Source organism: Gemmatimonadota bacterium, from assembly GCA_016719105.1.
Classification (GTDB): Bacteria; Gemmatimonadota; Gemmatimonadetes; order Gemmatimonadales; family Gemmatimonadaceae; genus SCN-70-22.
In genome coordinates this window covers 63,678-86,836 of record JADKAQ010000019.1, presented here as the reverse complement: position 1 = coordinate 86,836, position 23,159 = coordinate 63,678, and the positions used below count along the sequence as shown (strand labels likewise).

Genomic DNA, 23,159 nt, shown 5'->3' with positions numbered 1-23,159 from the left:
GGCCGGTCTAACCTCGTCGTCATGAGCACGCCCCCACTCACTGCCGGAAAGGACGCACGCTTCGAGCGTGAGGCCTTGGTATGCCTGCCAGACGTTGCGCGCTACGCCCTCTCGCTCACCCGCAACCAGAGCGAGGCCGACGACCTGGTGCAGGACACCTTCCTGAACGCTTACCGCGCCTGGCACCAGTATCTCGATGGGTCGGAATGTCGCGCGTGGCTGTTCACGATTTGCCGCAACCAGTTCCTGCGCACCAGGCGCCGCGACGAGCGTGCGCTGGCAGTGGATGATCCCGAACTCGAGGCACTTGCCGCGGCGGCGCTGCATACCTCGGTAAGGGAGTCGAACCTGCAACACATGTTCGAGCGCACCGAGGTGATCGAAGCGATCGAGTCGGCGATCGCCGAGCTCCCGCTGCCGTACCGCGAGGTGGCGCTGATGGTGGACGTACACGACCAGACGTACGACACCGTGTCGCAAATCCTTGGCGTGCCGATCGGGACGGTCCGTTCCCGTCTCTTTCGCGCGCGCCGCATTCTGCAGGAGAAGCTCATCACTCACGCGCGCGACGCCGGACTGGGCGCGGCGAGAGTAACCGCGGTGAGCGGTGAACCACGGAGTCGTTCCACGTGATGCCGATGATCAACTGCGACGAAGTGATGCGCCAACTCTGGGACTACCTGGATGGCGAGCTGACCCCTGAGCGCATGCAGGCGATCGAGGCGCACCTGGCCATGTGCGGGCGCTGCCATCCGCACGCCGAGTTCGAGCGTGCGTTCCTGCGCGCGGTCGCACAGGTGCGACGCGAGCCGGTCGACACCGACGGACTGGCGGCGAAGGTCAGGTCAGTCCTGCAGGCCGAAGGGTTCCAGCCCACGTGACCGAACGTTCCGGCGAGCTGGTGCAACCGCTCCCCGATGCCGCTGCGCGCCCTCGCCTCGTCCTCGCGGGACTCGGGCACTCGCACCTGTTCGTGCTCGAAGCGGCGCGCCAGGGACGGCTCCCCGCGTGCGACCTGGTGGTGTGCACGGGCGAGGCGCGCCACGTCTACAGCGGAATGGTCCCCGGATGGCTCGCCGGGCAGTACACGATCGACGAACTGTCGATCGACGTCGCGGCGGCGGTACGTGCAGCTGGCGGTACGCTGCTACCTGCGCACGTGACAGGCATTGACCCGCGCGCTCGTACGCTCACGCTTGCCGATGGCAGCACCGTGCCGTACGACGTCTGCTCCATTGCCGTCGGCTCGCAGGTGAGTGGGAAGGCCATCCCTGGTGTGGCCGAGCATGCGGTCGCGGTGAAGCCGCTGGCGGCGATCCGTACCATCGGTGAGCGGCTCGATGCCCTCGCGCGCAGCGGGGGCGGAGAGGTGGTGGTGGTCGGCGGCGGGATGGCGGGGGTCGAGTTGGCGCTCGCCATCCGGACGCGGGCCAACGGAGTCGCGCCGCGCGGCGCGCCTGCAGGCACGCTTGAAGGCGCGGGGGGCGGCCAGTCCGTGCGCGTCGCCCTCGTCTCGCGCGACACCGTGCTCGCCAGCGACCGTCATCCGCGGTGTCGCAGCGACTCCAGCGCGTGTGCGAAGCGCGTGGGATCGAGTTGCGGCTGGCGACGGCGCCGGTGCAGCTCGATGCCGGACGCATCACGCTGCAGCATGCCGGCGAGCTGCAGCGGCGTCGGGCCGACCTGGTGGTGTGGGCCACGGGGGGAGAAGCGGCGCCGTGGCTGGCCGCGAGCGGGTTGCCGGTTGATGCGCGCGGCTTCCTGCTGGTGGACGACCGGCTGCAGTCGGTCGGCGATCCCCGCGTCTTTGCGGCTGGCGACTCGGCGTCGCTCGCGTCGTGGCCCGACACGCCCAAGGCGGGGGTGTACGCCGTGCGCATGGGGCCGCGGCTGGTGCTCGCGCTGGCCCACGCACTCGGTGATGGGGCGCGCCCGGACGCCTATCGCCCGCAGCAGCGGTTCCTGGCGCTGGCCAACGCAGGGGATGGAACGGCGCTGGCCTCGTGGGGGGGACTGGTGGCCCAGGGACGGTGGGCGATGCGGTGGAAGGACTGGCTCGATCGTCGCTTCATGCGACGGTTCGCGCCGCCTGTCGGCGTGCGCCACTCACCGTGAGCCTGACGCCGCCCTCCCGGCGTCGTTGGACTCGCTCGCGATCAGTGTGCCTTGCCGAGGATGTTGAGGCTCCAGTCGTAGTCGGTCCACCGAATGCGCGCCCGACCGGTGGCGAGGAGTCGTGCCTCCGCGCCGTCGGGGAAGAACGAGCCGATGTAGCGCAGACGCGCGCCTTCGTCCTTCCCGAAGTCGCCGCCGTACCACTTGAAGATCGGGCTCAGGTAGACGGTCGCTGCGGCGACGTCGACACGGTTCTTCGTAGGGGAGCGCAGCAGGAAGCGCTGCGCCTGGTCGGTGAGCTGTTGGTCCAGGACGTCGCCGCGATATGCCTCGGCGCGCAGCGGGGGACAGCCCCGGGCGGCGCAGACGAGGGCGAAGTGGATGCGTGGCTCCTTGAAGACCGGGCGAATCCGTTCGTGTTCAATCTCGTCGAGAGTGAGCGTCACACCGCCAATGGTGGCCATTTTCTCGCCCCACGCACCGCTCCCCACGACACCAAACGACTTGTTGATGTTGCGGATGGAGCGACGCTCGTTATGCGCGTTGACCTGGGCGATGGTGTAGGCATTGTAGGCGTTGATGAGCAAGGCGAGGCGCTCGGCGCGCGGCCAACCGTCGGACCTGGTGCGCGCGAGCGTGCCGAGGTAGGCGGCAAACTGCGGCGCGCGCGCCATGGCGTCGTAGTCCACGAGGCCGTCGCGCACGTGCTGGCGCAGCAGCGAATCGAAAGGCGCGTGCAGTTGCGGTGGTAGCCCCTGCGCCCGGAGCGGGGCGGCGAGCGGTGCCGCGGCGAGCACGGCCACGAGCGCGAGCGCGGTGGTGAGCGCGGTACGAAGACGGGAGACGCGGGCGATGGGCATCTGGACGCTGAAAGACGCCAGTCGCGCAGGAAGTTCCGTATGGCGAACGTGGAACTCCCGGCCGCCGGGTCGACTTGACGCTCGACGACGACCGACTACCTGGAAGCCATTCAATGCCTGCCAATTCTCACGAGACGCGACCGGTCGACTGGCCGTCTCCCGTGGAGCTCTCTCCGTATGACGGCGCCAACGCCGAGCTGCTGCGCAACGTCGCCCCCAGTGGGTGGAATAACCCCACCCCCAAGGACCGATATCACCTGGTAGTGGTCGGGGCGGGGACGGCGGGGCTGGTGTCGGCAGCGATCGCGGCCGGGCTGGGCGCACGCGTTGCGCTCGTCGAGCGTCACATGTTTGGCGGCGACTGCCTCAACTTCGGCTGCGTGCCGTCCAAGGCGGTCATCCGCGCGGCGCGGGCGTGGCATGATGCGCGCACGGCGGCCCGCGACTTCGGGGGGCCGGCCGTTGCAGGTGACGGCGACTACGGAGCGGTGATGGCCCGCATGCGCACGCTGCGGGCCCATCTCTCGGACGTGGACAGCGTCGCGCGCTTTGCCGGACTCGGTGTCGATGTCTTCATTGGCGAAGGGGCATTTACCGGCGCCGACACGCTCATGGTCGGTGGCGCGACGCTCCGCTTTCGGCGGGCGATCATCGCCACCGGGGCGCGCGCGGCGCGCCCCCCCATTCCCGGGTTGTCGGACACACCGTACGACACCAACGAGTCGATCTTCTCCCTCACCGAACGTCCCGAGCGGCTGGTGGTGATTGGCGGTGGCCCCATCGGCACCGAGCTGGCGCAGTCGTTTGCGCGCTTCGGGACCGAGGTCACGCTCGTGCATGCCGACTCCCGCGTGCTGCCGCGCGAGGATGCCGACGCGGCCGCGATCGTCGCCCGCTCGCTTGCGGCTGACGGTGTGCGGGTGGTGAACGGCGCGCGCATCGCCAGTGTGGGGCATGCGGAGGGGACATTCGCGGTGGAGCTGGCGGGGGAGCATGGCAGCTCGGTGCTGCACGCCGATCGCCTGCTCGTCGCCACCGGTCGCACTCCGAACGTGGAGCGGCTGGGGCTCGAGGCGGCAGGAGTGGCGACGACGCGCGCCGGCGTGACGGTCAACGACCGCTACCAGACGAGCAACCGACGCATCTACGCGATCGGCGACGTGGCCTCGGCGCTGCAGTTCACGCACGTGGCCGATGCGCAGGCGCGGCGGGCGGTGGCCAATGCGCTCTTCTTCGGCATGGGTGGCGGGGGCAATCGCGACCTGGTGGTGCCGCGCGTGACCTACACGTCGCCCGAGGTGGCGCACGTGGGGGCGACGCCTGACGAGTCGCAGGCACGGGGCCAGGCGGTCGAGGTGCTGCGCGTGGACCTGACGGCGAACGATCGCTCGGTGCTGGAGGGGGATGATGCGGGCTTCCTCAAGGTGTACCTGGCCAGCGGCACCGATCGCATCGTGGGGGCGACGTTGGTCGCGGCGCATGCGGGGGAAATGATTGGCGAGCTGGGGGTCGCCATCACGCACGGGCTCGGGCTCGGCAAGGTGGGGGCAACCATCCATGCATATCCCACGCAGTCCGACGTCTTTCGGCGTGCGGCCGATACGTGGCGGCGGCGGAAGCTGACGTCGAGTGCGAAGGCACTGTTTGCCACTTGGTTCCGGCTCTTTCGCTGACCGACCCAGCAAAAGGCGCCGCGTCCCAATGGTCGGGACGCGGCGCCTTTTGTTTGTCCATCGCGTGCGTCGTTAGGTCTCCTCGTCCGGCGCCGCTGCTGCGGTGGCGTCGCGAAGGGCGCGGCGCGCCGTGCGCGTCACGATGGTGGTGACGGCGATGGTGGCGAGCAGGCCGAGCCCGAGCACCGCGTAGTAGCCGGTGCCGCGCGCCGGTGCCGCCCCTGAAGCGAGCGAGGCGACGTCGCCGGCGAGCTTGCCGTAGTAGACGTAGAGGACGGTCCCCGGGAGCATGCCGATGCCCGCGAGGACATAGTCGCGCAGCGAGACGGTGGTGAGGCCGAGCGCGTAGTTGAGGAGCGAGAAGGGGAAGGCCGGGGAGAGGCGCAGGAGGAAGACGATGCGGCGTCCCTGGGCGGCAATGGCCCTGTTGACGGCGGCAAACTGCGGATTGCTGTCGACGCGCCGGGCGATGGCCTGGCGGGCGCCATAGCGCGCGATGAGGAAGGCGAGCGTGGAGCCGAGTGTGGCGGCGATGAAGACCAGCACGACCCCCCAGCCGAGGCCGAAGATCGCGCCGGCGGAGAGCGTGAGGAGCGAGCCGGGGATGAAGCCCACGGTCGCGAGTGCGTAGCCGACGACGAAGACCGCTGGGCCGGCAGGGCCGAGCGAGGCGACGTAGGTCGAGAATCGCGGGATGAGGGGAGCTGCGCGCTGGCCGAGACGACCAGGAGCACGCCAACGAGGGCGGCCGCGGCGACGATCAGCCAGCGGTTGAATCGTGGTGCGGTCGTGGCGGCGGAGGGGGTGGAGGGCGACATCGGCGGAGAGGGGAGAGACCAGCGCGTGCCATGTCGGAGGCAAGACCGCGGAGGGGGGTGAAGTTCCAGTGGTGCGCACGTGTCCTCCCGTCTGCTACGTTACCCGCCGCACCGGCTCCCACCCCCTGGGGCTCGTCACGATGATCGTGCAGGCGCTGATCTTCGCTTGGCTCTATCCGCGAGTGTTCAGCACGAATCGCGAGGCGTGGTTGCAGGGGGCGGCGGGCTTTGCCCTGGTGTTAGGCGTGCTGGCATGGACGTTCACGACGCTGCCGGTGGCGGCGAAGTACCGCATGACGTCGGTTTCCTCCCTCCTGTTGCTGGAGTCGGCGTTCACGGTCGTGCAGTTTCTCGTTGTGTCGCCGTTGGTGGCGTTGGCGTGGCGGGATGCGACGTGATGGTATAGGCCCGTGCAGGGCAGCAGCGACCTTCCTCTATGGTATCAGCCCCCGATCGGGCACCACCATCGTCGTCCCCGTCACGCGGAAGCGCGCCTCGCGCACGTCGACGGAGCTGCCCCCGACGTACACGGTGAACGTCCCGGGCTCCACCACGTGGCGCATGTCCAGGTCGTAGAACGCCAGGTCGCGCGGCCGCAGGGTGAACGACACGGTGCGGCGCTCGCCCGGCGTGAGCGAGACGCGTTCGAAGCCGCGCAGCATCTTCACCGGGCGCGTCACGCTCCCGACGTCGTCACGCACATACAGCTGCACCACCTCGTCGCCGGCACGTGTCCCGGTGTTGGTGAGCGCCACACGCACGACGACGGAGTCACCCATCGCGAGCTGCGTGGCGCTGAGCGTCGGGGGCTCATAGGCAAACGTCGTGTAGCTCAACCCATGCCCGAACGCCCACTGCGGGGTCCACGGCACGTCGAGGTACTTGGACGTGTAGCGTTCGCGCTCGTCGGGGGGACGCCCGGTGTTCTTGTGATTGTAGTAGACGGGGACCTGTCCGACGGTGCGCGGGAACGACACCGGGAGCTTGCCTCCGGGATTGGCGTCGCCAAACAGGACGTCGGCCACGGCGGGCCCCATCTGTACGCCGAGGTACCACGTCTCGAGGATGGCGGGGACGTGCTCGGCGAGCCAGGGGATGGACAGCGGGCGGCCGTTCTCGAGGATCACAACCACCGGCTTGCCGGTGGCCACCACAGCCTGCGCCAGTTGCAGCTGCACCCCCGGCAGGTCGAGCGACGCGCGGTTGCGCGCCTCGGCGCTCATGTCCTGGTGCTCGCCGAGCACGAGCACCACGGCATCGGCCTGCCGGGCGATCCGCACGGCCTGGGCGAAGCCAGTCGTGTCGGCGCTGTCGACCGGGGCGCCCGGCGCGTAGAGGATGCGCGTGCGCGAGCCGACCGCCTGCCGAATGCCGGCGAGGATCGTGACGGCGTCCTCCGGGCGTCCCACGGCGGCCCAGTTGCCGAGGGCCGAGCGTGCGTCGTCGGCGAGTGTCCCGATCACGGCCAGCGTGCCTAACGACTTCGACAAGGGGAGGGCGCCGCCGCTGTTCTTGAGCAGCACGATCGAGCGCCGGGCCATGTCGCGCGCCTCGGCCACGTAGGCGGGCGAGAGGGTCAGCGCCCGTTCACGCGCCTCGCTGCTGTGGTGGTACGGGTCGGCGAACAGCCCCATCTCGTACTTCACGCGCAGCACGCGGCGCACCGCGCTGTCGACTGCGGCCAGCGGCAGTCGGCCAGCGCGCACCTCGGCGGGGAGATACGAGAAGTAGATGTTGCTCACCATGTCGACGTCGATCCCGGCGTCGAGCGCCAGTCGTCCGACGGTGGCGGTGTCGCCACCGATGCCGTGGTTGAGCAGTTCCATCACGCCGGTGTAGTCGCTCACCAGGATGCCGTCCCATCCCCAGCGATCGCGCAGCACGCCGTCGATGAGCGCGCGGTTCGCATGCATCGGGACGCCGTCGATCTCATTGAACGAGGCCATCACCGATCGCGCCCCCGCGTTCACCGCCGCCTGGAACGGCGGGAGATAGATCTCCCGCAGCGTACGCGCCGGGATATCGGTCGTGTTGTAGTCGCGCCCCCCCTCGGCGGCGCCATAGCCGACGAAGTGCTTGACGCTGGCGATGAGGGCGAGCGAATCGCGCAGGTCGTTCCCCTGGTAGCCGCGCACGCGGGCGGCGGCCATCACGCTTCCCAGATACGGATCTTCTCCCGAGCCCTCGACCACGCGCCCCCAGCGCGGATCGCGCGCGATGTCGACCATCGGCGCAAAGGTCCAGTGCAGGCCGTTGGCCGCCCCTTCGGCAGCTGCAATGCGGGCGGCGCGCTGCACCGCGGCCGGGTCCCAACTCGACGCCTCGGCCAGGGGGACGGGGAAGATGGTGCGGAAGCCGTGGACGACGTCGTGGGCGAAGAGGACCGGGATCTTCGCCCGCGATTCCTCGACGGCCACCCGTTGCATCTCGCGGGTGACCGCGGCGCCAACGACGCCCAGGAACGAGCCGACGCGTCCGGCGCGAATGTCGACCGCCCCGGCCTCGGGGGTCTGCGGCCCGGTGAGTCCAAATTGCCCACGGTACTGGGTGAGCTGTCCCAACTTTTCCTCGAGCGTGAGGCCGGCGAGGACCGAGTCGACAAAGCGCTCCATGCGCGCATCGGGAGTGCGCACGGCGCTCCGGTCGCCGTCACCCGTGGCCACTCGAGCTGTCGGCGTGCTGCCCGAGGTGGTGAGCGGAGCGGGCGTACGCCCGGTCGTGGTGGTGCACGCGGAAAGAACGAACAGGACCGCTGACGTCGCCGCGAAGGGGGTACGACGCAGCAACGAGGCGAGTGCGGGGCGCATGATGGTCATCTGGTGGGAAGCAACGCGGGAGGTGCGTCGGGCTGGCGCGACGGTCACGAGCGGTTCGTCGTCCGTGCTGTACGCATGTTAGGGGCGCGGTGCGGCGAGTGAAACGTCGCGCGGCGGCAATACGGGGGCGGTTGCAGTGTCCTGCCGCGGTGGCCTACCGTGGAGAGCGTCGGCGAGTGCGGGGGATGTTCCCCCCGGCGAGCACGACTGCTATGCATATGCCCATGGAAAAGCTCCGCGACCTCCCCACCGGATTGCTGATCGCCCTCGGCGCCCTCGTGCTCGTGCAGCTCTCGCTGCAGGTCTGGGGGTTGCTCGACCTCTCCCGTCGCGAGGTAGTGCCGGGCGGACGCAAGTGGGTCTGGGCGGTCGTCATCCTCTTCGGCAACCTGCTCGGGGCAATCGTCTATCTCGTCGTTGGCCGAAGCGCGCCGCTGCCGGCGACGTTCGAGGATCTCCCCGGCGGCGATCGCAGCGGGAAACGCCGCGCCGCGGTGGACCGCCTGTACGGCGACCGCGATGCCTGACGAGTCGGGTCCCGCGGAGGCGTCGACCGCAGCCGCGCTCGACATCCGGTCGCTCCGCAAGGAGTTCGGCACCGCCGTGGCGCTGGATGGGATCTCGCTGCGGGTCCCGAACGGCTCGATCTTCGGCTTCCTCGGGCCTAACGGTGCCGGGAAGACGACGACCATCCGTATCGTCACCGGGCTGGCGCACGCCACGGCTGGGACGGTGCGCGTCGTCGGGCGCGACCTGGCACACGATCGGGCGGCGATCGCGCGCGAGATCGGCTTCCTCCCCGACGTGCCGGGCTTCTACGACTGGATGACGGCGGTCGAGTTTCTGGGCTTCACCGGGCGCCTGTTCGGGCTCGGGGGCTCGGCGTTGCGCCAGCGCGTGGACGACCTGCTCGACCTCGCCGGCCTAACGAACGTGGCCACGCGCATCGGCGGGTACTCGCGCGGGATGAAGCAGCGGCTGGGAATCGCGCAGGCGCTCATCAATGCCCCGCGCCTGCTCATCCTCGACGAACCCACCAGCGCCCTCGACCCGATCGGGCGGCGTGAGGTGCTGGAAACCGTCGCCTCGCTGCGCGGCCGAGCCACCGTGTTCTTCTCCACCCACATCCTGGCCGACGTCGAGCGGGTGTGCGACACGGTGGCCATCCTGGACCACGGGCGCGTAGTGGCCAACTCCAGCGTCGCCGCCCTCAAGGAACGGGCGGGGGTGCACCGCCTGGCGGTGACGGTCGACGGTGACGCACGTGTGCTCGCCGAGCGGCTGGAGGGAGCGCCGTGGCTCGTCGCCTGCGACATCGAGGACGCCACATTGCGCCTGACGGTCTCCGATGCCCAGCGCGCGGCGCATGTCCTGCCGCGCGCCGTGGCCGATGCCGAGCTCGGGCTGTTGCGGCTGGCGAATGAGGAGGTCAGCCTCGAGGACGTCTTCGTGCAGCTGGTGGGAGGGGAGCGCGCATGACCTGCGAGCAGCCGCGGACGGATTCATGAGCGGTTTCATTCCCCTGCTCGCCAAGGAGTTCCTCGAGATCCGGCGCACGTGGCGGCTCTGGGTCGTTCCCGGGATCCTCGCCTTCTTTGCCGTCACCGGGCCGATTATGGCGTTGCTCACGCCGCGCCTGCTGGCGTCGATGGCGGCGCAGCAGCCGGGCGTCGTCATCACCGTTCCCGATCCCACGGCCGTCGACGCCTACGCACAGTTCGTGAAGGGGCTCATGCAGATGGTGCTGCTGGCGCTGATCATCGGCGGCGGCGGGCTGGTCTCCGGCGAGCGCGCCTCGGGGACGGCGATCATGGTCCTCACGAAGCCCGTGTCGCGCGCCGCGTTCATCCTGTCGAAGCTGGTGGCCGAGCTGGCCTTGCTGCTGGCGGCCACGATGCTGACGACGGTGGTGACGCTGCTCGTGACCCGCGCGCTCTTTCCACCGGTGCCTGCGGCGCCGCTCTTCACCGCGGTCGCGATCTGGCTCGTACACGCGGGGCTCGTCGTGAGCGCGATGGTCTTCTTCTCGGCGAGCTTCCGTTCGCGCGGCGGCGCGGCGGGGGCCGGGCTGGCGTTCGTGATGGTGCTGCTGCTGTTGTCGATGTGGCCGGCGGCCGAGCGGTACTCGTTTGTCGGGCTCTCGGCGGCGATTGCGAACGCGCTGCGCGGGGGAGACCTGTGGTGGGGCTGGCCGGTGGGGACGGCGATGGTGGGGATGGTCGGATTCGCGGTGGCGGCGGTGGTGGTGTTTCGGGGGAAGGAGATCTAGGCGGAGCTTGGGACAGGGCTGGGGGCGGTGACCATCCCGGAGCCGACGCTTTCCATGCATCGCTGCTCTGTTGCAGCACGACGGCGCGCTGATCGCGTATGGCCTTGACGGTCGCCGGTGGTGTGTACGTGTCCTCCAGACTGCCAGGTGACGCGCCGCAACGGCCCCCCCTCATCTTCACCCTGGCCAACGGCGTAGCCGAATACGCTCTTCTCGCGAACGACACTGCAGTTCCCGGCCCTCACCCAACGCGCTGAGCGCCACCCGTGTGCGCATCATGGCACCCAAGGGATGTACGGCATCGTGAACCACAGGTCGTCGTCGGCGGCCTCGACGGAATCGAAGACCGCTACGATGTGCGGATGCTGGAGCTGCGCAGCGAGGGTGATCTGACGACGATCGCCGTTCCCGCTCCACGCGCACCCCGCAAGTCAGTGCTGCGGCGAAGCTACGGAACGGAAGCGGGGGAGACTAGAGAGAAGCGGCAGGATCGCAGCGTGTCGTCCCGGCACCCTGCTCCGACTATCGCCGCATCAACCGGAACGCGATGCTCCGCCCATGGCTCGGCGTCCCACCGACACCCATGGCGAGCGAGATCCAGAGCACCGCCAGGTGCTCGAGCTCGCGCGCGCGCGCGAGGGGACCCGCATCGACGGCGTCGAAGCCGAGGTCGGTCGCCAGCTGGTGGGCGACCTGCCTGGCCGCTGCGTCGTCGCCGGCGTAGAACATGACCGAGGCGCGCCCTTCGTACACCGGGTCGCGCATGTTGTCGAAGCCGGTGGTGTTGAAGGCCTTCACCACCCGTGCCGTCGGCGCGAGCGCTTGCACCTGCTCGGCGCCCGAGGCGCCGTCGGGTCCCGACTCCAGGCGGAGGCCGGGACCTAACGGGTTGGTGGCGTCGAGGAGGACGACGCCGTCGAGCGCGCCAGGGCCGAGCTCGGAGAGCGCGGAGGCGACGGCCGGCCAAGGGGTGGCGACGAGGACGACGTCGGCGCGCCACCCGTCGTCGCCGCGCACGGCCTGTGCGGGGGTGGCGACGCGGGCACGATCGGGAAGGGCGCCCTCGCCGGCGCCCCCCTTCACGGCGGCAGCGCCGCGTTTGGGGTCACGCACGCCGAAGACGACGTCGTGCCCGAGCGTTGCCCAGCGGCGGCCGAGGGTGCCGCCGACGTTGCCGCTGCCGATGACTGCGATGCGCATCGTGTCCCGGTGGAAGTCGAGGTATGACGGGCGCTGCGGCGAATGGTGGGTGGCGGCGCCCGGACTGGAAGAAATCTCGGGGGTCTTGCTGCGCTGCCGCTACTCGCCGACACGTGGACGATTCCCGTGCGGCACGCGCTGGTGGCGGCACGCGCTGGTGGCGGCACGGGCGCGGCGGCTGCGGAAGGAGGGAAAGGAGGGGAGCTAGGCGGCAAGTGGACCGGGCCTTCTGGCGAGGCGTAATGTCCCATCGCACATATCGCCGGCCGTCGCGGCGCACCTTGCCGTCGCCGGCTGCCTAACCTCCGGCTCGCAGGTGCTGCTCCGGCGTTGAGCCGGTGGCGCTGATGGCCTCGAGCAATGCGATCGTCCCCGGCCCCAGCCTCCGGCTCCCCTCGAAGTCGATCCGTACCGTGAGTCTCGTCTGAGTGGCGGGGTGGGTTTCGACGCCGCGACCCAGCGCTATCGTTACCCCGTGAACGAGACGGCCAGCGCACTGCCGAAGGCGGGAGACCGGTATCCGGTGCAGGTGGGGGTGCGGCTTGGGCACTGAGTTCAACCGGGACACCTACATGAGCTACGGGACGAGACTCCGGATGCTGGCGGCGTCGATGGTGGTGTCGCTCGCGGTGACGGCTGCACCGGTCGCGGCGCAGCAGGGGGCGCCGTCGATCGCGGTGAGCGGGGCGGTTCCGAAACCGTTGACACTGACGGCAACCGACCTGGCCGCCATGCCACGCGCCTCGGTCACCACGACGAACAACGGGATCGCCACGAAGTACGAAGGGGTGTGGCTGGCGGAGGTGCTGCGCAAGGCCGGGCTTCCGATTGGCAACGGGCTCCGCGGGGGGTCGCTGTCGATGTACGTGCTGGCCGCGGCGAGCGACGGTTACCAGGTGCTCTTCTCGTTAGGTGAACTGGATCCCGAGATCACCGACGGCCAGTACCTCGTGGCCGATGCGGCCGACGGCAAGCCGCTGTTTGGGGAGATGGGGGCATTCCGGCTGGTCGTGCCCGGCGACAAGCGGGGGGCACGGTCGATTCGCATGCTGGCGTCGGTGACGGTGGTGCAGACGAAGCGGTGACGATGCGACGCGCGGCGGTGGCCATGGCCGCGCTCGTGGCCGTGGGGACGGCGGTGGCGCAGGCGCCGCCGTTCGCGTGGGACATCCCGGCGCCATTCCCCAAACCGCCCGTGCCGGCAGACAACGCGATGAGCGCCGCCAAGGTCGAGCTGGGGCGCCGCCTGTTCTACGATCGGCGCATGTCGGTGAACGGAGCGCAGTCGTGCGCGAGCTGCCATCGCCAGGAACTGGCCTTCACCGACGGCCTGGCGCGCGCGGTGGGGACGACGGGCGAGATGCACCCGCGCGGGAGCATGAGCCTGGCGAACATCGGCTACAGCCCGGCGCTGACATGGGCCGATCCCGTGACGACGGCGCTCGAGGCGCAGGCGCTGGTGCCGATGTTCGGGACGGAGCCGGTGGAGCTGGGGTTGCGCGGCATGGAGGGGCGGTTCCTCGCGGTGCTGCAGCGCGACAGCGTGTACCAGCGGCGCTTTTCGCGCGCGTTCCCCGAATCGTCGCCAGCCGGCGATCGATACACGATTGCCAACGTGGTGAAGGCGATCGCGGCGTTCGAGCGCACGATGGTGTCGATGCGGTCGCCGTACGATCGCTATCGCTACGGCGGCGAGCCAAACGCCCTGTCCGAATCGGCCAAGCGGGGGGAGCTGTTCTTCTTCTCGGGACAGCGGGGCGGGTGCTTCCAGTGCCATGGCGGCTGGAACTTCAGCGGGGCGGTGCGCTACGACGGGGGGCCGGCGGTGGAGCCGTCGTTCTTCAACACGGGGTTGTACAACCTGCCGGGGGAGACATCGTATCCGGCGAGCAACACCGGGATCCATCGGGTCACGCGGCGGCCCGACGACGTGGGCAAGTTCCGCCCGCCCACGCTGCGCAACATCGCGGTGACGGCGCCGTACATGCACGACGGGAGCATCGCCACGTTAGGCGAGGTGCTCGATCACTATGCCGCCGGCGGTCGCACGATCGCCGCGGGGCCCTACGCGGGCGTGGGGCGCGCCAACCCGAACAAGGCGCCCAACGTGCACGGCTTTGCGATGACGGCGGGGGAGAAGCGGGACGTGATCGCGTTCCTGGAGAGCCTGACGGACTCGGCGTTCCTGCGGAATCCGGCGTTGGGGGATCCCTGGAAGTAGGGGGGCACCGACGGTGCGCGGCTAGTCGCGGCGCGCGCGCGAGCGCACGGCCACCACGACGACCACCACCGCGATGACGAGCCCGGTGCCGGCCAGGGCCGACGAGAGCCCCCCGTCCAGCAGCACGCCCGGCCCCACGAGCAGCCAGAGTGCGACGGCGACCCCGAGTGCGAGGAGGAGTCCGGTGCGCCGGCGCCGCCAGAGGGTCCACACCAGTGGACCGCCGACGAGCGCGAGGGTCACGAGCAAGGGGAAACGAAAGTCCATTGTGTGCGCGGGGAAACCTTGAAGAGTCAGCGTGCGATGGTCGGGTCGGTGCCGACTCCTATCGCGGCACCACCCCCGCCCCCTCATACAACGCCCGGCTCCGATACACCCGTCCCGCGCGCACAACCATCTCCGTCTTCCGCAGGTCGGTGATCCGTTCCGCCGGCCGCCCGGCCACGATCGCCAGGTCGGCGACCTTGCCCACGGCCACGCTCCCGTAGTCCTTGTCCTGCTTCATCACGCGCGCCGACGTGATGGTCGCAATCTGCAGGACGTTAGGCGCGGGGATGCCGGCACGTTCGTAGATCTCGAGCTCACCGTGAAACGAGAGTCCGGCGACGTTGTCGGTCCCGGCGACGAGCGTGACCCCGGCATCGAACAGGCGCTTGAGCATGCGCCGGTAGGCGGTCGAGGCCGATTGTGCGCGGGCGATTGCCTCGGACGATCCGCCCTCGCCGGCCCGCAGGTCGCGCTGCAGCACCGGCGGGAGCCAGTCGATGGTGGGGCCGAAGACGGGGTCGGTGCCGTCGGGGAGGAGGCGCTGGCGATCCTGCCAGATGTTGAACGTCCCGTCGAACACGGTGCCGCGATCGCGCAGCACATTGACGAGCGCGGTGACCTCCGGCGCATCGACGTTGAACGTGGGGGCCACGAGGCTCGCCACTTCCGAGTAGGCGCGCATGCGCGGGAAGTACAGCGAGTCCTGGAAGAAGTTGGAGAAGAGGAACGCCCCGTGCTGCACCTCGTCGTAGCCGACGCGGATGGCGGCGGTCACGCTCATCCCGCGGGGAATGTGCCCGCTCAAGCGCATGCCGCGCGCATGTGCCTCGGCGGCAATCACGGGGACCAGATCGGGGTGCACGAGGTTGTAGAGCTTGATCTGCTTATAGCCCAGCGAGTCGTAGCGCGCCACGACGGCGCGCGCCTCGTCCTCGGTCCGCACGAGGACGCCGGTGGGGCCGGCCCACTTGCCGGGCCCCTCGACAAAGCCGGCGAGGATCATGCGCGGCCCGAGCAGCGTACCGCGGTCGGCGCGGTCACGGAGTGACGTGGCGACGTCGAGGTCGGCGGCCATGTCGCGCACCGTGGTGATGCCTGCCGCGAGCTGCAAGAGGCCATCGCTCGTCCCCTGGAAGGCGTGGGTGTGCATGTCCCACATGCCGGGGATGATGGTGCGCCCGGTGGCGTCGATGATGGTGGCGCCGGCGGGCCCCCGGGTCGATTCGGCGGGGCCAACGGCGGTGATGCGCTCACCCTGGATGACGACCGTCGTGCGCGGGCGCATGGTCCCGGTCTCGCTGTCGAACAGGTCGCCGTTCTGGATCACGATCGCTGCGGCCGGTTTGGGGGCGAAGCGGGTGGCGAGGGCGGCGTCGCGCGCGTCGTGCCACTGCAGCTCCAGCGCGCGCAGCGTGGGCAGGATCCCCTCGGCGCCGCGGCGCACGGTGATGAACCAACCGGCGCTGGAGGCAAAGAGCGCCCCCGCGTCGTCGAGCCAGACGAGCCTGGGCGAGAGGTCGATGCCATGAATAGCCGCCAGTTGCAACCGGGTCGCGGCGCCGCCGACGGTGACGCGCGTCTCGGCGGCGATCTCGACGCGGGCGGTGGCGGCGGGAACGGTGGGGGCCGAACGTTGCGGCTGCCGGAGGAGCCAGGCGGCGAGCGCGGCGTCGTCGTACGGGGTGGTGGTGGGGGGGAGGAACCACGCACCGGCCGGCGCCGGCGTCGACGTGGTGTCGCCGTCGCTCCAGCTCCGCACCGCGGCGCCGCGCAGCTCGAAGAAGCGGGACTGGAGGGCGATAGGCTTGCCGGAGATGTCGGCCGCCGCCGCCTGCGCCCCGCCGCTCCGCACCTCGCCCCATACGGGGCGTCCGTCGTTCAGCCGGTAGTAGCCCTCGACCTTGGGGCCGCGCTGGCGGTCGATGTGCAGGTAGCGCACGGCGACCGAGTCGCCGGTGACGACGAGCTGCATCTCGCCGGCGCGGCGCCCATGGTTCCAGACGATGAACTCGGTGGAGTCGCGCGCGGGGAGCGGCGGCGCGACGGCCAGCAGGAGCAGGGCGAGGAGCGGCATGCGGCGGGTGCGAGAGGAGGACGGGTCGACGTCGGGACGGCGCGGTCAGCGTGCGTCGAGCGCGTGGCGTGCGCGTGGCGTGCGCGTGGCGTGCGCGTGGCGTGCGCGTGGCGTGCGCGTGGCGCCGGAGGCTGCGGAGCCGACACGGACTGGCGCGCGCGCCCTGTCGTGGCGCTGAGATCGGCTGCAATATGTCGCCTCGCCGCAGAGGCCGACACGGACCCGCACTGACATGAGCGCCACCTACAGCATCCTGGGCAGCACCGCCGTCATCACGCTCGACAACCCGCCGGTCAATGGGCTGAGCCTTGCCACACGATCGGCCGTGGCGAGCGCCATCAGCGGCGCCGAGGCCGATCCATCGGTCCAGGCGATCGTCCTCACCGGCGCGGGCAAGGCCTTCTCCGGCGGGGCCGACATCCGCGAGTTCGGGACGCCCAAGGCATACGCCGAGCCGAACCTCAACAGCCTGGTCCTGCTCGTGGAGCGCTGCGGCAAGCCGGTCATCGCCGCCATTCATTCGGTGGCGATGGGGGGAGGGCTCGAACTGGCGCTCGCCTGTCACTACCGGGTCGTTTCACCAGGCGCCAGCATCGCCCTTCCCGAGGTGAAGCTCGGCCTGCTCCCCGGCGCTGGTGGAACGCAGCGTTTGCCGCGCGTGCTCGGCGTGGAAACCGCGCTCAACATGATCGTGAGTGGTGAGCCGGTGAAGAGCGACGTCCTGGCGCGCGTGCCGGGGCAACGCCTCTTCGACGCGGTCATCGAGGGCGACCTCATGATCGGCGCGGTGGCCTTCGCCACCGAGATGGGAGCGAAGCACACCGCAGGCGCTCCGCTTCCCAGGGTGCGCGACCTCCCGGCCACGCACGGTGACGCCGACGCGTACTTCCAGTTTGCGCGCAACACGGTCAAGGCGATGGCGCCGCACTTCCCCGCGCCGTCCAAGTGCGTGGATGCGGTGCAGGGCGCCGTGGCCTTGCCGTTCGATGCCGGGATGGCCCGCGAACGCGAGCTGTTCGTCGCACTCATGGCGACGCCAGAATCGGCGGCGCTGCGCCACGCCTTCTTCGCCGAGCGTGCGGCGAGCAAGATCCCCGACGTTCCCGAGGGGACTCCCGTTAGGCAGGTGGCCGCGGTGGGGATCATCGGCGCCGGCACGATGGGGGGCGGGATCGCCATGAACTTCCTCAACGCCGGCATTCCGGTCACGATCCTGGAGACCACGCAGGAGGCGCTCGATCGCGGACTCGGCGTCATCCGCAAGAACTACGAAGGGCAGGTGAAGAAGGGGAAGCTCGACCAAGCCACCTGCGAGGCGCGCCTGGCGCTGCTCACGCCCACGCTCAGCTACGAGGCGCTGCGCGATGCGGACCTCATCATCGAGGCGGTCTTCGAGGAGATGGGGGTGAAGGAGGCGGTCTTCACCAAGCTGGACGCGGTCGCCAAGCCCGGCGCCATCCTCGCCAGCAACACCTCGACGCTCGACATCAACCACATCGCATCCATCACGAAGCGGCCGGCCGACGTGTTGGGACTGCACTTCTTCAGTCCGGCCAACGTGATGAAGCTGCTCGAGGTGGTGCGCGGCGCCGCGACGGGGAAGGACGTGCTGGCGACGGTGATGGGGGTGGCCAAGACGATCAAGAAGACGGCGGTCGTCGCCGGTGTGTGCGACGGCTTCATCGGCAATCGCATGATCGAGCAGTACTTCCGCCAGGCGGGCTTCCTGCTCGATGAAGGGGCGTCGCCATCGCAGGTGGACCGGGCGCTGGAGAAGTTCGGCTTCGCGATGGGGGTCTTCCGCATGAGCGACCTGGCGGGGAACGACATCGGCTGGGCCATTCGCAAGCGGCGCTACGTCGAGCATCCCACCATGAAGTACAGCCGGTCGGCCGACGTGGTGTGCGAGGCGGGGCGCTTCGGGCAGAAGACCGGGGCGGGGTGGTACGACTACGTGCCGGGCAAGCGCGATGCGATCCCGTCGCCGGTGGTGGAGCAACTGCTCGCCGAGCACCGGCGGGCGTTAGGCATCGCGCCTCGCCGGATCAGCGACGACGAGATCGTGCACCGCCTGGTGTATGCGCTGGTCAACGAAGCCGCGCGCCTGCTCGAGGAAGGGATCGCCAACAAGGCGAGCGACGTGGACATCGTCTACCTCACCGGCTACGGCTTCCCGATCCATCGGGGGGGCCCGCTCTGCTACGCCGACAGCCAGGGGCTCTTCAACGTGGTCGAGGCGATGAAGCGCTTTGCCCGCAACCCTAACGACGACGCCGACTTCTGGCGCCCCGCGCCGCTTCTGGCTGCGTTGGTGGCCGACGGCAAGCGGTTTACGTGAGCGCCATGACTGGAGGAATGCCCCGATGAACCGCGCCGTGATCGTCTCCACCGCCCGAACCCCGCTCACCAAGAGCTGGAAGGGGGCGTTCAACATGACCCACGGGGCCACCCTCGGCGGGCACGTCGTGCAGCACGCGCTGGAGTGTGCCAGGATCGATCCCGCGCTCGTGGAAGACGTCCTGATGGGGTGCGCCAACCCGGAAGGGGCCACCGGCGTCAACATCGCGCGCCAGTGCGCCATTCGCGCCGGGCTCCCGGTGAGCGTGGCCGGGATGACGATCAATCGATTCTGCTCGAGCGGGCTGCAGACCATCGCCCTCGCGGCGCAGCGCATCATCGCGGGCGAAGGCGAGGTGTACGTGGCCGGGGGCGTGGAGAGCATCTCGTGCGTGCAGCAGGAGATGAACACGCACATGATCGCCGAACGCTGGATCGCGGAGCACAAGCCGGAGCTGTACTGGCCCATGCTGCAGACGGCCGAGACGGTCGCGAAGCGTTATGCCATCTCCAGGCAACGCATGGACGAGTATGGCGCGGCCAGCCAACAGAAGGCGTGCGCCGCCCAGGCGGCCGGCCTGTTCGCCGACGAGATCGCCCCCATCACCGTCACCGCGGGGGTCGCCGACCCGGTGAACGGGATCCGCACGAAGGTGGTGACGTCGAGCGTGGACGAGGGACTGCGCGCCGGGACGACCTACGACGGCATCAAGGACATTCGCACCGCCATTCCCGGCGGCGTCATCTCCGCCGGCAACGCCAGCCAGTTCAGCGACGGCGCCGGCGCCTGCGTGGTGACGAGCGAGCGCTTCGCGCAGGCCAATGGGCTTCAGCCGTTAGGCGCCTTCCTCGGCTTCGCGGTGGCCGGGTGCGAGCCCGACGAGATGGGAATCGGGCCGGTCTACGCGATCCCGAAGGTGCTGTCGCGCCTGGGGCTCACCGTGGCCGATATCGACCTGTGGGAACTGAACGAGGCCTTCGCCGTGCAGGTGCTGTACTGCGCCGACACGCTGGGGATTCCCATGGACCGGCTCAACGTGAATGGCGGCGCGATCGCCCTGGGCCACCCGTACGGGATGAGCGGGCAGCGTCTCACGGGACACGCGCTCATCGAGGGACGTCGCCGCGGCGCGCGACGCGTGTGCGTGACGATGTGCATCGGTGGTGGGATGGGGGCGGCGGGAGTCTTCGAGGTGTGCTGAGCGACACGCCGCGTCCACGGTGCGTGCGGGGGCGCTGCCTAACTACCAACGCCACCACCGGTGGCCACGAGATGGCACGATGGACAAACTGATCATAACGGTTGCCCCCAACGGGCCGGTGGCCACCAAGGAGCACACCCCGCACGTCGCCGTCACCGTCGAGGAAGTGATCGAGACGGGCATTGCCTGCTGGGAGGCTGGTGCGTCGATCCTGCACTACCACGCCCGCGACGCCAACCAGCAGGCGTGCCTCGACTACGACTTCTACGCGCGCGTGCTCGAGGGGCTGCGCAAGCACACGACGCTCATCGTGCAGATGTCCACCGGCTGGGGACTCGACGACCGCGAGGGACGCATCCGCGCCGTCGACCTCCGGCCCGACATGATGAGCCTCAACGTGGGGTCGGTGAACTTCCCGCAGGGGCCGTACATCAACCGGAGCGACTACGCCGAGTATTGGGCGGCGAAGATGCAGGAGTACGGCGTGCGCCCCGAGATCGAGTGCTTCGACGCCAGCCACATCGAGGCGGGGACGCGCCTCTGGAAGATGGGGCTCATCAATGATCCGCCCTTCTTCGACTTCGTGCTCGGCGTGCAGCACGCGCTCTCGTTCACGCCGCAGAACATGCTCACGCTCATGAACCTCCTGCCGGCGGGGGCCAAGTGGAGCTGCATCGGCGTGGGGCGCGCGCAGCTTCCGGTCTCGACCCTCGGCATGATCCTCGGCGGGCATTGCCGAGTGGGGATCGAGGACAATCTCTACTACTCGCACAAGGTGCTGGCGACCAACGTGCAACTGGTGGAGCGCGCCGTGCGCCTGGCCAAGGAGCTGCAACGCGAGATCGCCACCCCGGCCGAGGCGCGGCAGCTGTTAGGCATCACGAACTCCTAGTCGAGCAGCCGCGTGCCGGCCGACTGCCGGGGCGCGGTCGTCAGGGACGCCGGCGCGGCACGTCGGGTGGCGTGCCGCTGTGCTCGTACTCCGCGGGCGTCGTGATGAGGTAGTGGTCGGGGGGCGTCATCCCGATGAGGTGCCGCACGAAGTAGTCCCACCGCCGGCGCCGGAAGTAGGTGTTGGCGGCCATGTAGTGCGACCCGTTGGTGGCGATGAGCAGGTCGTAGTCCCGGTTGGCGCGCGTGAGGGCGTCGATCAGCTGCAACGTGTGGGCGGGGGCGACGTTGTCGTCCAGCTCTCCGTAGGCCAGGAGGAGCTTCCCCTTGAGCTTCCCGGCCAACGTCCAGTTGGCGGGGGCGAGATAGTCCTCACTCACCGGATAGCCCTGGTATGTCTCGCCCCACAGGGCGAGATAGCCGCGGATGTCGTGATTGCCGCTGGCGCTCACCCCCACCTTGTAGAAGTCGGGGTACGTGAGCATCGCGCGCACCGAGCCAAAGCCGCCCCCCGAACTACCGAAGATCCCCACTCGCTCCAGGTCCATCCAGGGACGGGTGGCCGCCAGCTGACGCAGGGCGGCGACATGATCCTCCAGGCCACCGTCGTTCTCGAGGTGGCCGTGGGCGTAGGCGTGGAACGCCCTGGAGCGCAACGGCGTGCCCCGTCCATCGATGCGGATGCTGATCACGCCCAGCTCGGCGTGCGACTGGTCCTCGCTCCCCGCGACGAACGTCTTCTGCACGTTGATGCGTTGCGGCCCGGGATAGATCTCCTCGATGATCGGATAGCGCCTGGTGGAATCGAAGTTCGACGGCTTGAACATGATGCCGTAGATGTCGGTCATGCCGTCGGCCGCCTTGGTGACGAACCGCTCGGGCCATCGAAAGCCCGCGGCCAAGAGCCGGGTGAGGTCGGCTCGCTCCAGCGGCACCACCGTCTTGCCGTCGAGCGAGCGGGCCACCGTCACCGGCGCCAGGTCGGGGCGACTCATGCGATCCACGACCCAGCCGCCGCCCGCGCCGAGCGTGACCTGGTGCTGCGCATCCTCCGGGGTGAGCAGCGTGAGCCCCGTGCCGTCGAAACGGATGGAATAGAGATGCAGCAGGTAGGGATCGCGCCCCGGCTCGCGTCCCGACGCCGTGAACCAGAGCGTCCGTGCGCGCGCATCGAGCTTCACGATGTCTCGCACCACCCACTCGCCCTTGGTGATCTGGTGCTTCACCTGCCCGGTGGCTGCATCCACGAGGTAGAGGTGGGCCCATCCGTCTCGCTCCGAGAACCAGATGACTTCCGACCCGTCGGGGGTCACGCGCACCAGTGGCGGAGCGCCGACCGCCGGCGCGGGTTCCACCAGCATGGTGCCGCGCTCCTCCGCGATGGTGCGGGTGCGCCCGGTCGCTGCATCGAGGGCCTTGAGCCACCAGGCACGGGCCCCGCGCCCGCGTTCGACGTAGTACGCGGTGGTCCCCGCTGAATCGCCCCACCACGCTTCGCCGGACGCCAGCAGCGGCACGATCCCCAGCTCCATCGGTGGCGCGTCGCCCGCTACCGCGCGACCCGTCGTGATGTCGAACACCCACCAGGTGGCGCGCGCCAGCGAGTCACCCGGGAACGGGAAGGCAAACGACCAGAGCCTGGGGCGCACGCCGGTGTCGCGGATCGTCTGCACCAGGTGCGTCTCCGGCACCATGCGCTGGTCGACTTTCTGCACGAGCACGCGCCGCGAATCGGCAGACCAGAGGGCCACTGGCGGCGCAGGATAGCCGTTGCGCGCATTGGTCACCCACTCGGTGCTGTACTCGACGGAGCCCGCGTACTCATGGCGGCGCACGCCGTCAGTCGTGAGCGCGCGCCGCTCACCGGTGGCGGTGTTGCGTAGCCAGAGGTTGTAATGCTCGAGAAAGAGCGCCCACTTGCCATCGGGCGACAGTGTTTCGTTGGGGTTGGCGGCCGCGGGTTGCTCGGCGGCAATGCATTGGTAGGTGCCCAGCTCGCACCGCCAGTTCTTGCGCCGCACGCTCACCGTCACGCGCGTGACCTTCCCCTCTTCCTGCCAGCCCAGCGTTCGGAATGGGAGCGAATCGGCGACGACGACGGTGTCTGCGACCTTGGACAGCGCCGCGGCCAAACGCGCATGATCGAACGCCGGACGCCGGACGCGGCGCGCCGGATCGACGTACACGAAGGCACTCCCGCGCGCCGTGGTCACGCGATACCAGAAGCGATCGCTCCCGGCAATCCATTGCGGAACGATGCGATCCTGCAGCACCAGTTCCGCGCCGCGCGTCGGCATCATCTGCTCGGCGCGCGCGTAGGTCTCCGCCGGCATCTGTTCCACGTGCTGGGCCGGCAGCTGCACCTGCACGACGGCGAGCGCGGCGGTCACGAGTTGCAACGGTACGGACATGTGCG

At 69.7% G+C, this 23,159-nt stretch carries 21 protein-coding genes and 1 pseudogene; 15 read left to right on the top strand and 7 right to left on the bottom strand.

Features of this window, described 5'->3' with window-relative positions; translation table 11 throughout:
* Positions 1–21 precede the first annotated feature (21 nt).
* The 4 genes and pseudogenes from IPN47_18540 (at position 22) to IPN47_18525 (ending at position 2,115) form a co-directional block, all read left to right on the top strand.
* On the top strand, positions 22–633 hold the full coding sequence (locus tag IPN47_18540) for a sigma-70 family RNA polymerase sigma factor (protein ID MBK9410001.1): 612 nt from the start codon (positions 22–24) through the stop codon (positions 631–633).
* A gap of 5 nt (positions 634–638) precedes the next feature.
* A complete protein-coding gene (locus tag IPN47_18535) occupies positions 639–881 on the top strand; it encodes a zf-HC2 domain-containing protein (GenBank protein MBK9410000.1) in 243 nt (80 codons plus the stop codon).
* Positions 882–1,057: 176 nt separating this feature from the next.
* Positions 1,058–1,432 (top strand): annotated as a pseudogene (locus IPN47_18530) (FAD-dependent oxidoreductase).
* Positions 1,433–1,551: 119 nt separating this feature from the next.
* Entirely contained in the window at positions 1,552–2,115 is a 564-nt protein-coding gene (locus tag IPN47_18525) for an FAD-dependent oxidoreductase (GenBank protein ID MBK9409999.1), read from the top strand.
* Between the two features lie 41 nt (positions 2,116–2,156).
* Here IPN47_18525 and IPN47_18520 read toward each other — a convergent pair whose 3' ends face one another.
* On the bottom strand, positions 2,157–2,975 hold the full coding sequence (locus tag IPN47_18520; protein MBK9409998.1) for a DUF547 domain-containing protein: 819 nt from the start codon (positions 2,973–2,975) through the stop codon (positions 2,157–2,159).
* A 113-nt stretch (positions 2,976–3,088) separates the two neighbouring features.
* Here IPN47_18520 and IPN47_18515 point away from each other — a divergent pair, with 113 nt between their 5' ends.
* Positions 3,089–4,648: a mercuric reductase gene (locus IPN47_18515; GenBank protein MBK9409997.1), complete on the top strand. Its 1,560-nt coding sequence runs from the start codon at positions 3,089–3,091 to the stop codon at positions 4,646–4,648.
* A gap of 72 nt (positions 4,649–4,720) precedes the next feature.
* Here IPN47_18515 and IPN47_18510 read toward each other — a convergent pair whose 3' ends face one another.
* Positions 4,721–5,509, bottom strand: a complete 789-nt coding sequence (locus tag IPN47_18510; protein MBK9409996.1) for a TVP38/TMEM64 family protein — start codon at positions 5,507–5,509, stop codon at positions 4,721–4,723.
* Positions 5,510–5,612: 103 nt separating this feature from the next.
* Between IPN47_18510 and IPN47_18505 the strand changes: the two genes are divergently transcribed.
* Complete coding sequence (locus IPN47_18505; GenBank protein ID MBK9409995.1) at positions 5,613–5,864, top strand: hypothetical protein; 252 nt, start codon at positions 5,613–5,615, stop codon at positions 5,862–5,864.
* A 36-nt stretch (positions 5,865–5,900) separates the two neighbouring features.
* Here the strand turns inward: IPN47_18505 and bglX are convergent, their stop codons facing one another.
* Complete coding sequence (gene bglX, locus IPN47_18500) at positions 5,901–8,078, bottom strand: beta-glucosidase BglX (protein ID MBK9409994.1); 2,178 nt, start codon at positions 8,076–8,078, stop codon at positions 5,901–5,903.
* Between the two features lie 428 nt (positions 8,079–8,506).
* On the opposite strand from bglX, the gene IPN47_18495 reads away from it, so the two are divergent.
* The 3 genes from IPN47_18495 to IPN47_18485 are packed head-to-tail and all read left to right on the top strand — an operon-like array spanning position 8,507 to position 10,551.
* The gene (locus tag IPN47_18495; protein ID MBK9409993.1) at positions 8,507–8,809 is read left to right on the top strand and encodes a PLDc_N domain-containing protein; all 303 of its coding nucleotides are present in this window, start codon (positions 8,507–8,509) and stop codon (positions 8,807–8,809) included.
* The gene (locus tag IPN47_18490) at positions 8,802–9,761 is read left to right on the top strand and encodes an ABC transporter ATP-binding protein (GenBank protein MBK9409992.1); all 960 of its coding nucleotides are present in this window, start codon (positions 8,802–8,804) and stop codon (positions 9,759–9,761) included. The genes IPN47_18495 and IPN47_18490 overlap by 8 nt, the downstream gene beginning before the upstream one ends.
* A 25-nt stretch (positions 9,762–9,786) precedes the next feature.
* Positions 9,787–10,551 carry an ABC transporter permease gene (locus IPN47_18485; GenBank protein ID MBK9409991.1) on the top strand — a complete coding sequence of 255 codons (765 nt, stop codon included), beginning with the start codon at positions 9,787–9,789 and terminating at the stop codon, positions 10,549–10,551.
* Positions 10,552–11,073: 522 nt separating this feature from the next.
* Here the strand turns inward: IPN47_18485 and IPN47_18480 are convergent.
* Positions 11,074–11,751, bottom strand: coding sequence for an NADPH-dependent F420 reductase (locus tag IPN47_18480; protein ID MBK9409990.1), 678 nt, complete (start codon positions 11,749–11,751; stop codon positions 11,074–11,076).
* Between IPN47_18480 and IPN47_18475 the strand changes: the two genes are divergently transcribed.
* The 3 genes from IPN47_18475 to IPN47_18465 all read left to right on the top strand — a co-directional run bounded on the left by IPN47_18475 (position 11,744) and on the right by IPN47_18465 (position 13,972).
* Positions 11,744–11,959, top strand: a complete 216-nt coding sequence (locus IPN47_18475; GenBank protein MBK9409989.1) for a hypothetical protein — start codon at positions 11,744–11,746, stop codon at positions 11,957–11,959. The two genes, IPN47_18480 and IPN47_18475, sit on opposite strands and share 8 nt — an antisense overlap.
* Positions 11,960–12,293: 334 nt before the next feature.
* Positions 12,294–12,836, top strand: a complete 543-nt coding sequence (locus IPN47_18470; protein MBK9409988.1) for a molybdopterin-dependent oxidoreductase — start codon at positions 12,294–12,296, stop codon at positions 12,834–12,836.
* 2 nt (positions 12,837–12,838) lie between these two features.
* Positions 12,839–13,972, top strand: a complete 1,134-nt coding sequence (locus IPN47_18465) for a di-heme enzyme (protein MBK9409987.1) — start codon at positions 12,839–12,841, stop codon at positions 13,970–13,972.
* 21 nt (positions 13,973–13,993) lie between these two features.
* Here the strand turns inward: IPN47_18465 and IPN47_18460 are convergent, their stop codons facing one another.
* Both IPN47_18460 and IPN47_18455 read right to left on the bottom strand, forming a co-directional pair.
* Complete coding sequence (locus IPN47_18460) at positions 13,994–14,239, bottom strand: hypothetical protein (GenBank protein MBK9409986.1); 246 nt, start codon at positions 14,237–14,239, stop codon at positions 13,994–13,996.
* 58 nt (positions 14,240–14,297) lie between these two features.
* Complete coding sequence (locus tag IPN47_18455) at positions 14,298–16,313, bottom strand: amidohydrolase family protein (protein MBK9409985.1); 2,016 nt, start codon at positions 16,311–16,313, stop codon at positions 14,298–14,300.
* Positions 16,314–16,545: 232 nt separating this feature from the next.
* Here IPN47_18455 and IPN47_18450 point away from each other — a divergent pair, with 232 nt between their 5' ends.
* From IPN47_18450 to IPN47_18440, 3 genes are all read left to right on the top strand, one after another.
* Positions 16,546–18,651, top strand: coding sequence for an enoyl-CoA hydratase/isomerase family protein (locus tag IPN47_18450; protein MBK9409984.1), 2,106 nt, complete (start codon positions 16,546–16,548; stop codon positions 18,649–18,651).
* Positions 18,652–18,676: 25 nt separating this feature from the next.
* On the top strand, positions 18,677–19,852 hold the full coding sequence (locus IPN47_18445; protein ID MBK9409983.1) for an acetyl-CoA C-acyltransferase: 1,176 nt from the start codon (positions 18,677–18,679) through the stop codon (positions 19,850–19,852).
* 79 nt (positions 19,853–19,931) lie between these two features.
* Complete coding sequence (locus IPN47_18440) at positions 19,932–20,744, top strand: 3-keto-5-aminohexanoate cleavage protein (protein MBK9409982.1); 813 nt, start codon at positions 19,932–19,934, stop codon at positions 20,742–20,744.
* Between the two features lie 40 nt (positions 20,745–20,784).
* On the opposite strand, the gene IPN47_18435 is transcribed toward IPN47_18440, so the two are convergent.
* Entirely contained in the window at positions 20,785–23,154 is a 2,370-nt protein-coding gene (locus IPN47_18435) for a DPP IV N-terminal domain-containing protein (protein MBK9409981.1), read from the bottom strand.
* Positions 23,155–23,159 lie beyond the last annotated feature (5 nt).

Bases quoted from the DNA above. Each gene is read 5' to 3' on its own strand.
- IPN47_18475 (MBK9409989.1), top strand. From the start codon at position 11,744: ATGCGCATCGTGTCCCGGTGGAAGTCGAGGTATGACGGGCGCTGCGGC.
- IPN47_18460 (MBK9409986.1), bottom strand. From the start codon at position 14,239: ATGGACTTTCGTTTCCCCTTGCTCGTGACCCTCGCGCTCGTCGGCGGT.
- IPN47_18485 (MBK9409991.1), top strand. From the start codon at position 9,787: ATGAGCGGTTTCATTCCCCTGCTCGCCAAGGAGTTCCTCGAGATCCGG.
- IPN47_18440 (MBK9409982.1), top strand. From the start codon at position 19,932: ATGGACAAACTGATCATAACGGTTGCCCCCAACGGGCCGGTGGCCACC.
- IPN47_18495 (MBK9409993.1), top strand. From the start codon at position 8,507: ATGGAAAAGCTCCGCGACCTCCCCACCGGATTGCTGATCGCCCTCGGC.
- IPN47_18445 (MBK9409983.1), top strand. From the start codon at position 18,677: ATGAACCGCGCCGTGATCGTCTCCACCGCCCGAACCCCGCTCACCAAG.
- IPN47_18480 (MBK9409990.1), bottom strand. From the start codon at position 11,751: ATGCGCATCGCAGTCATCGGCAGCGGCAACGTCGGCGGCACCCTCGGC.
- IPN47_18450 (MBK9409984.1), top strand. From the start codon at position 16,546: ATGAGCGCCACCTACAGCATCCTGGGCAGCACCGCCGTCATCACGCTC.
- IPN47_18535 (MBK9410000.1), top strand. From the start codon at position 639: ATGATCAACTGCGACGAAGTGATGCGCCAACTCTGGGACTACCTGGAT.
- IPN47_18540 (MBK9410001.1), top strand. From the start codon at position 22: ATGAGCACGCCCCCACTCACTGCCGGAAAGGACGCACGCTTCGAGCGT.
- bglX (MBK9409994.1), bottom strand. From the start codon at position 8,078: ATGGAGCGCTTTGTCGACTCGGTCCTCGCCGGCCTCACGCTCGAGGAA.
- IPN47_18490 (MBK9409992.1), top strand. From the start codon at position 8,802: ATGCCTGACGAGTCGGGTCCCGCGGAGGCGTCGACCGCAGCCGCGCTC.
- IPN47_18455 (MBK9409985.1), bottom strand. From the start codon at position 16,313: ATGCCGCTCCTCGCCCTGCTCCTGCTGGCCGTCGCGCCGCCGCTCCCC.
- IPN47_18465 (MBK9409987.1), top strand. From the start codon at position 12,839: ATGCGACGCGCGGCGGTGGCCATGGCCGCGCTCGTGGCCGTGGGGACG.
- IPN47_18435 (MBK9409981.1), bottom strand. From the start codon at position 23,154: ATGTCCGTACCGTTGCAACTCGTGACCGCCGCGCTCGCCGTCGTGCAG.
- IPN47_18520 (MBK9409998.1), bottom strand. From the start codon at position 2,975: ATGCCCATCGCCCGCGTCTCCCGTCTTCGTACCGCGCTCACCACCGCG.
- IPN47_18515 (MBK9409997.1), top strand. From the start codon at position 3,089: ATGCCTGCCAATTCTCACGAGACGCGACCGGTCGACTGGCCGTCTCCC.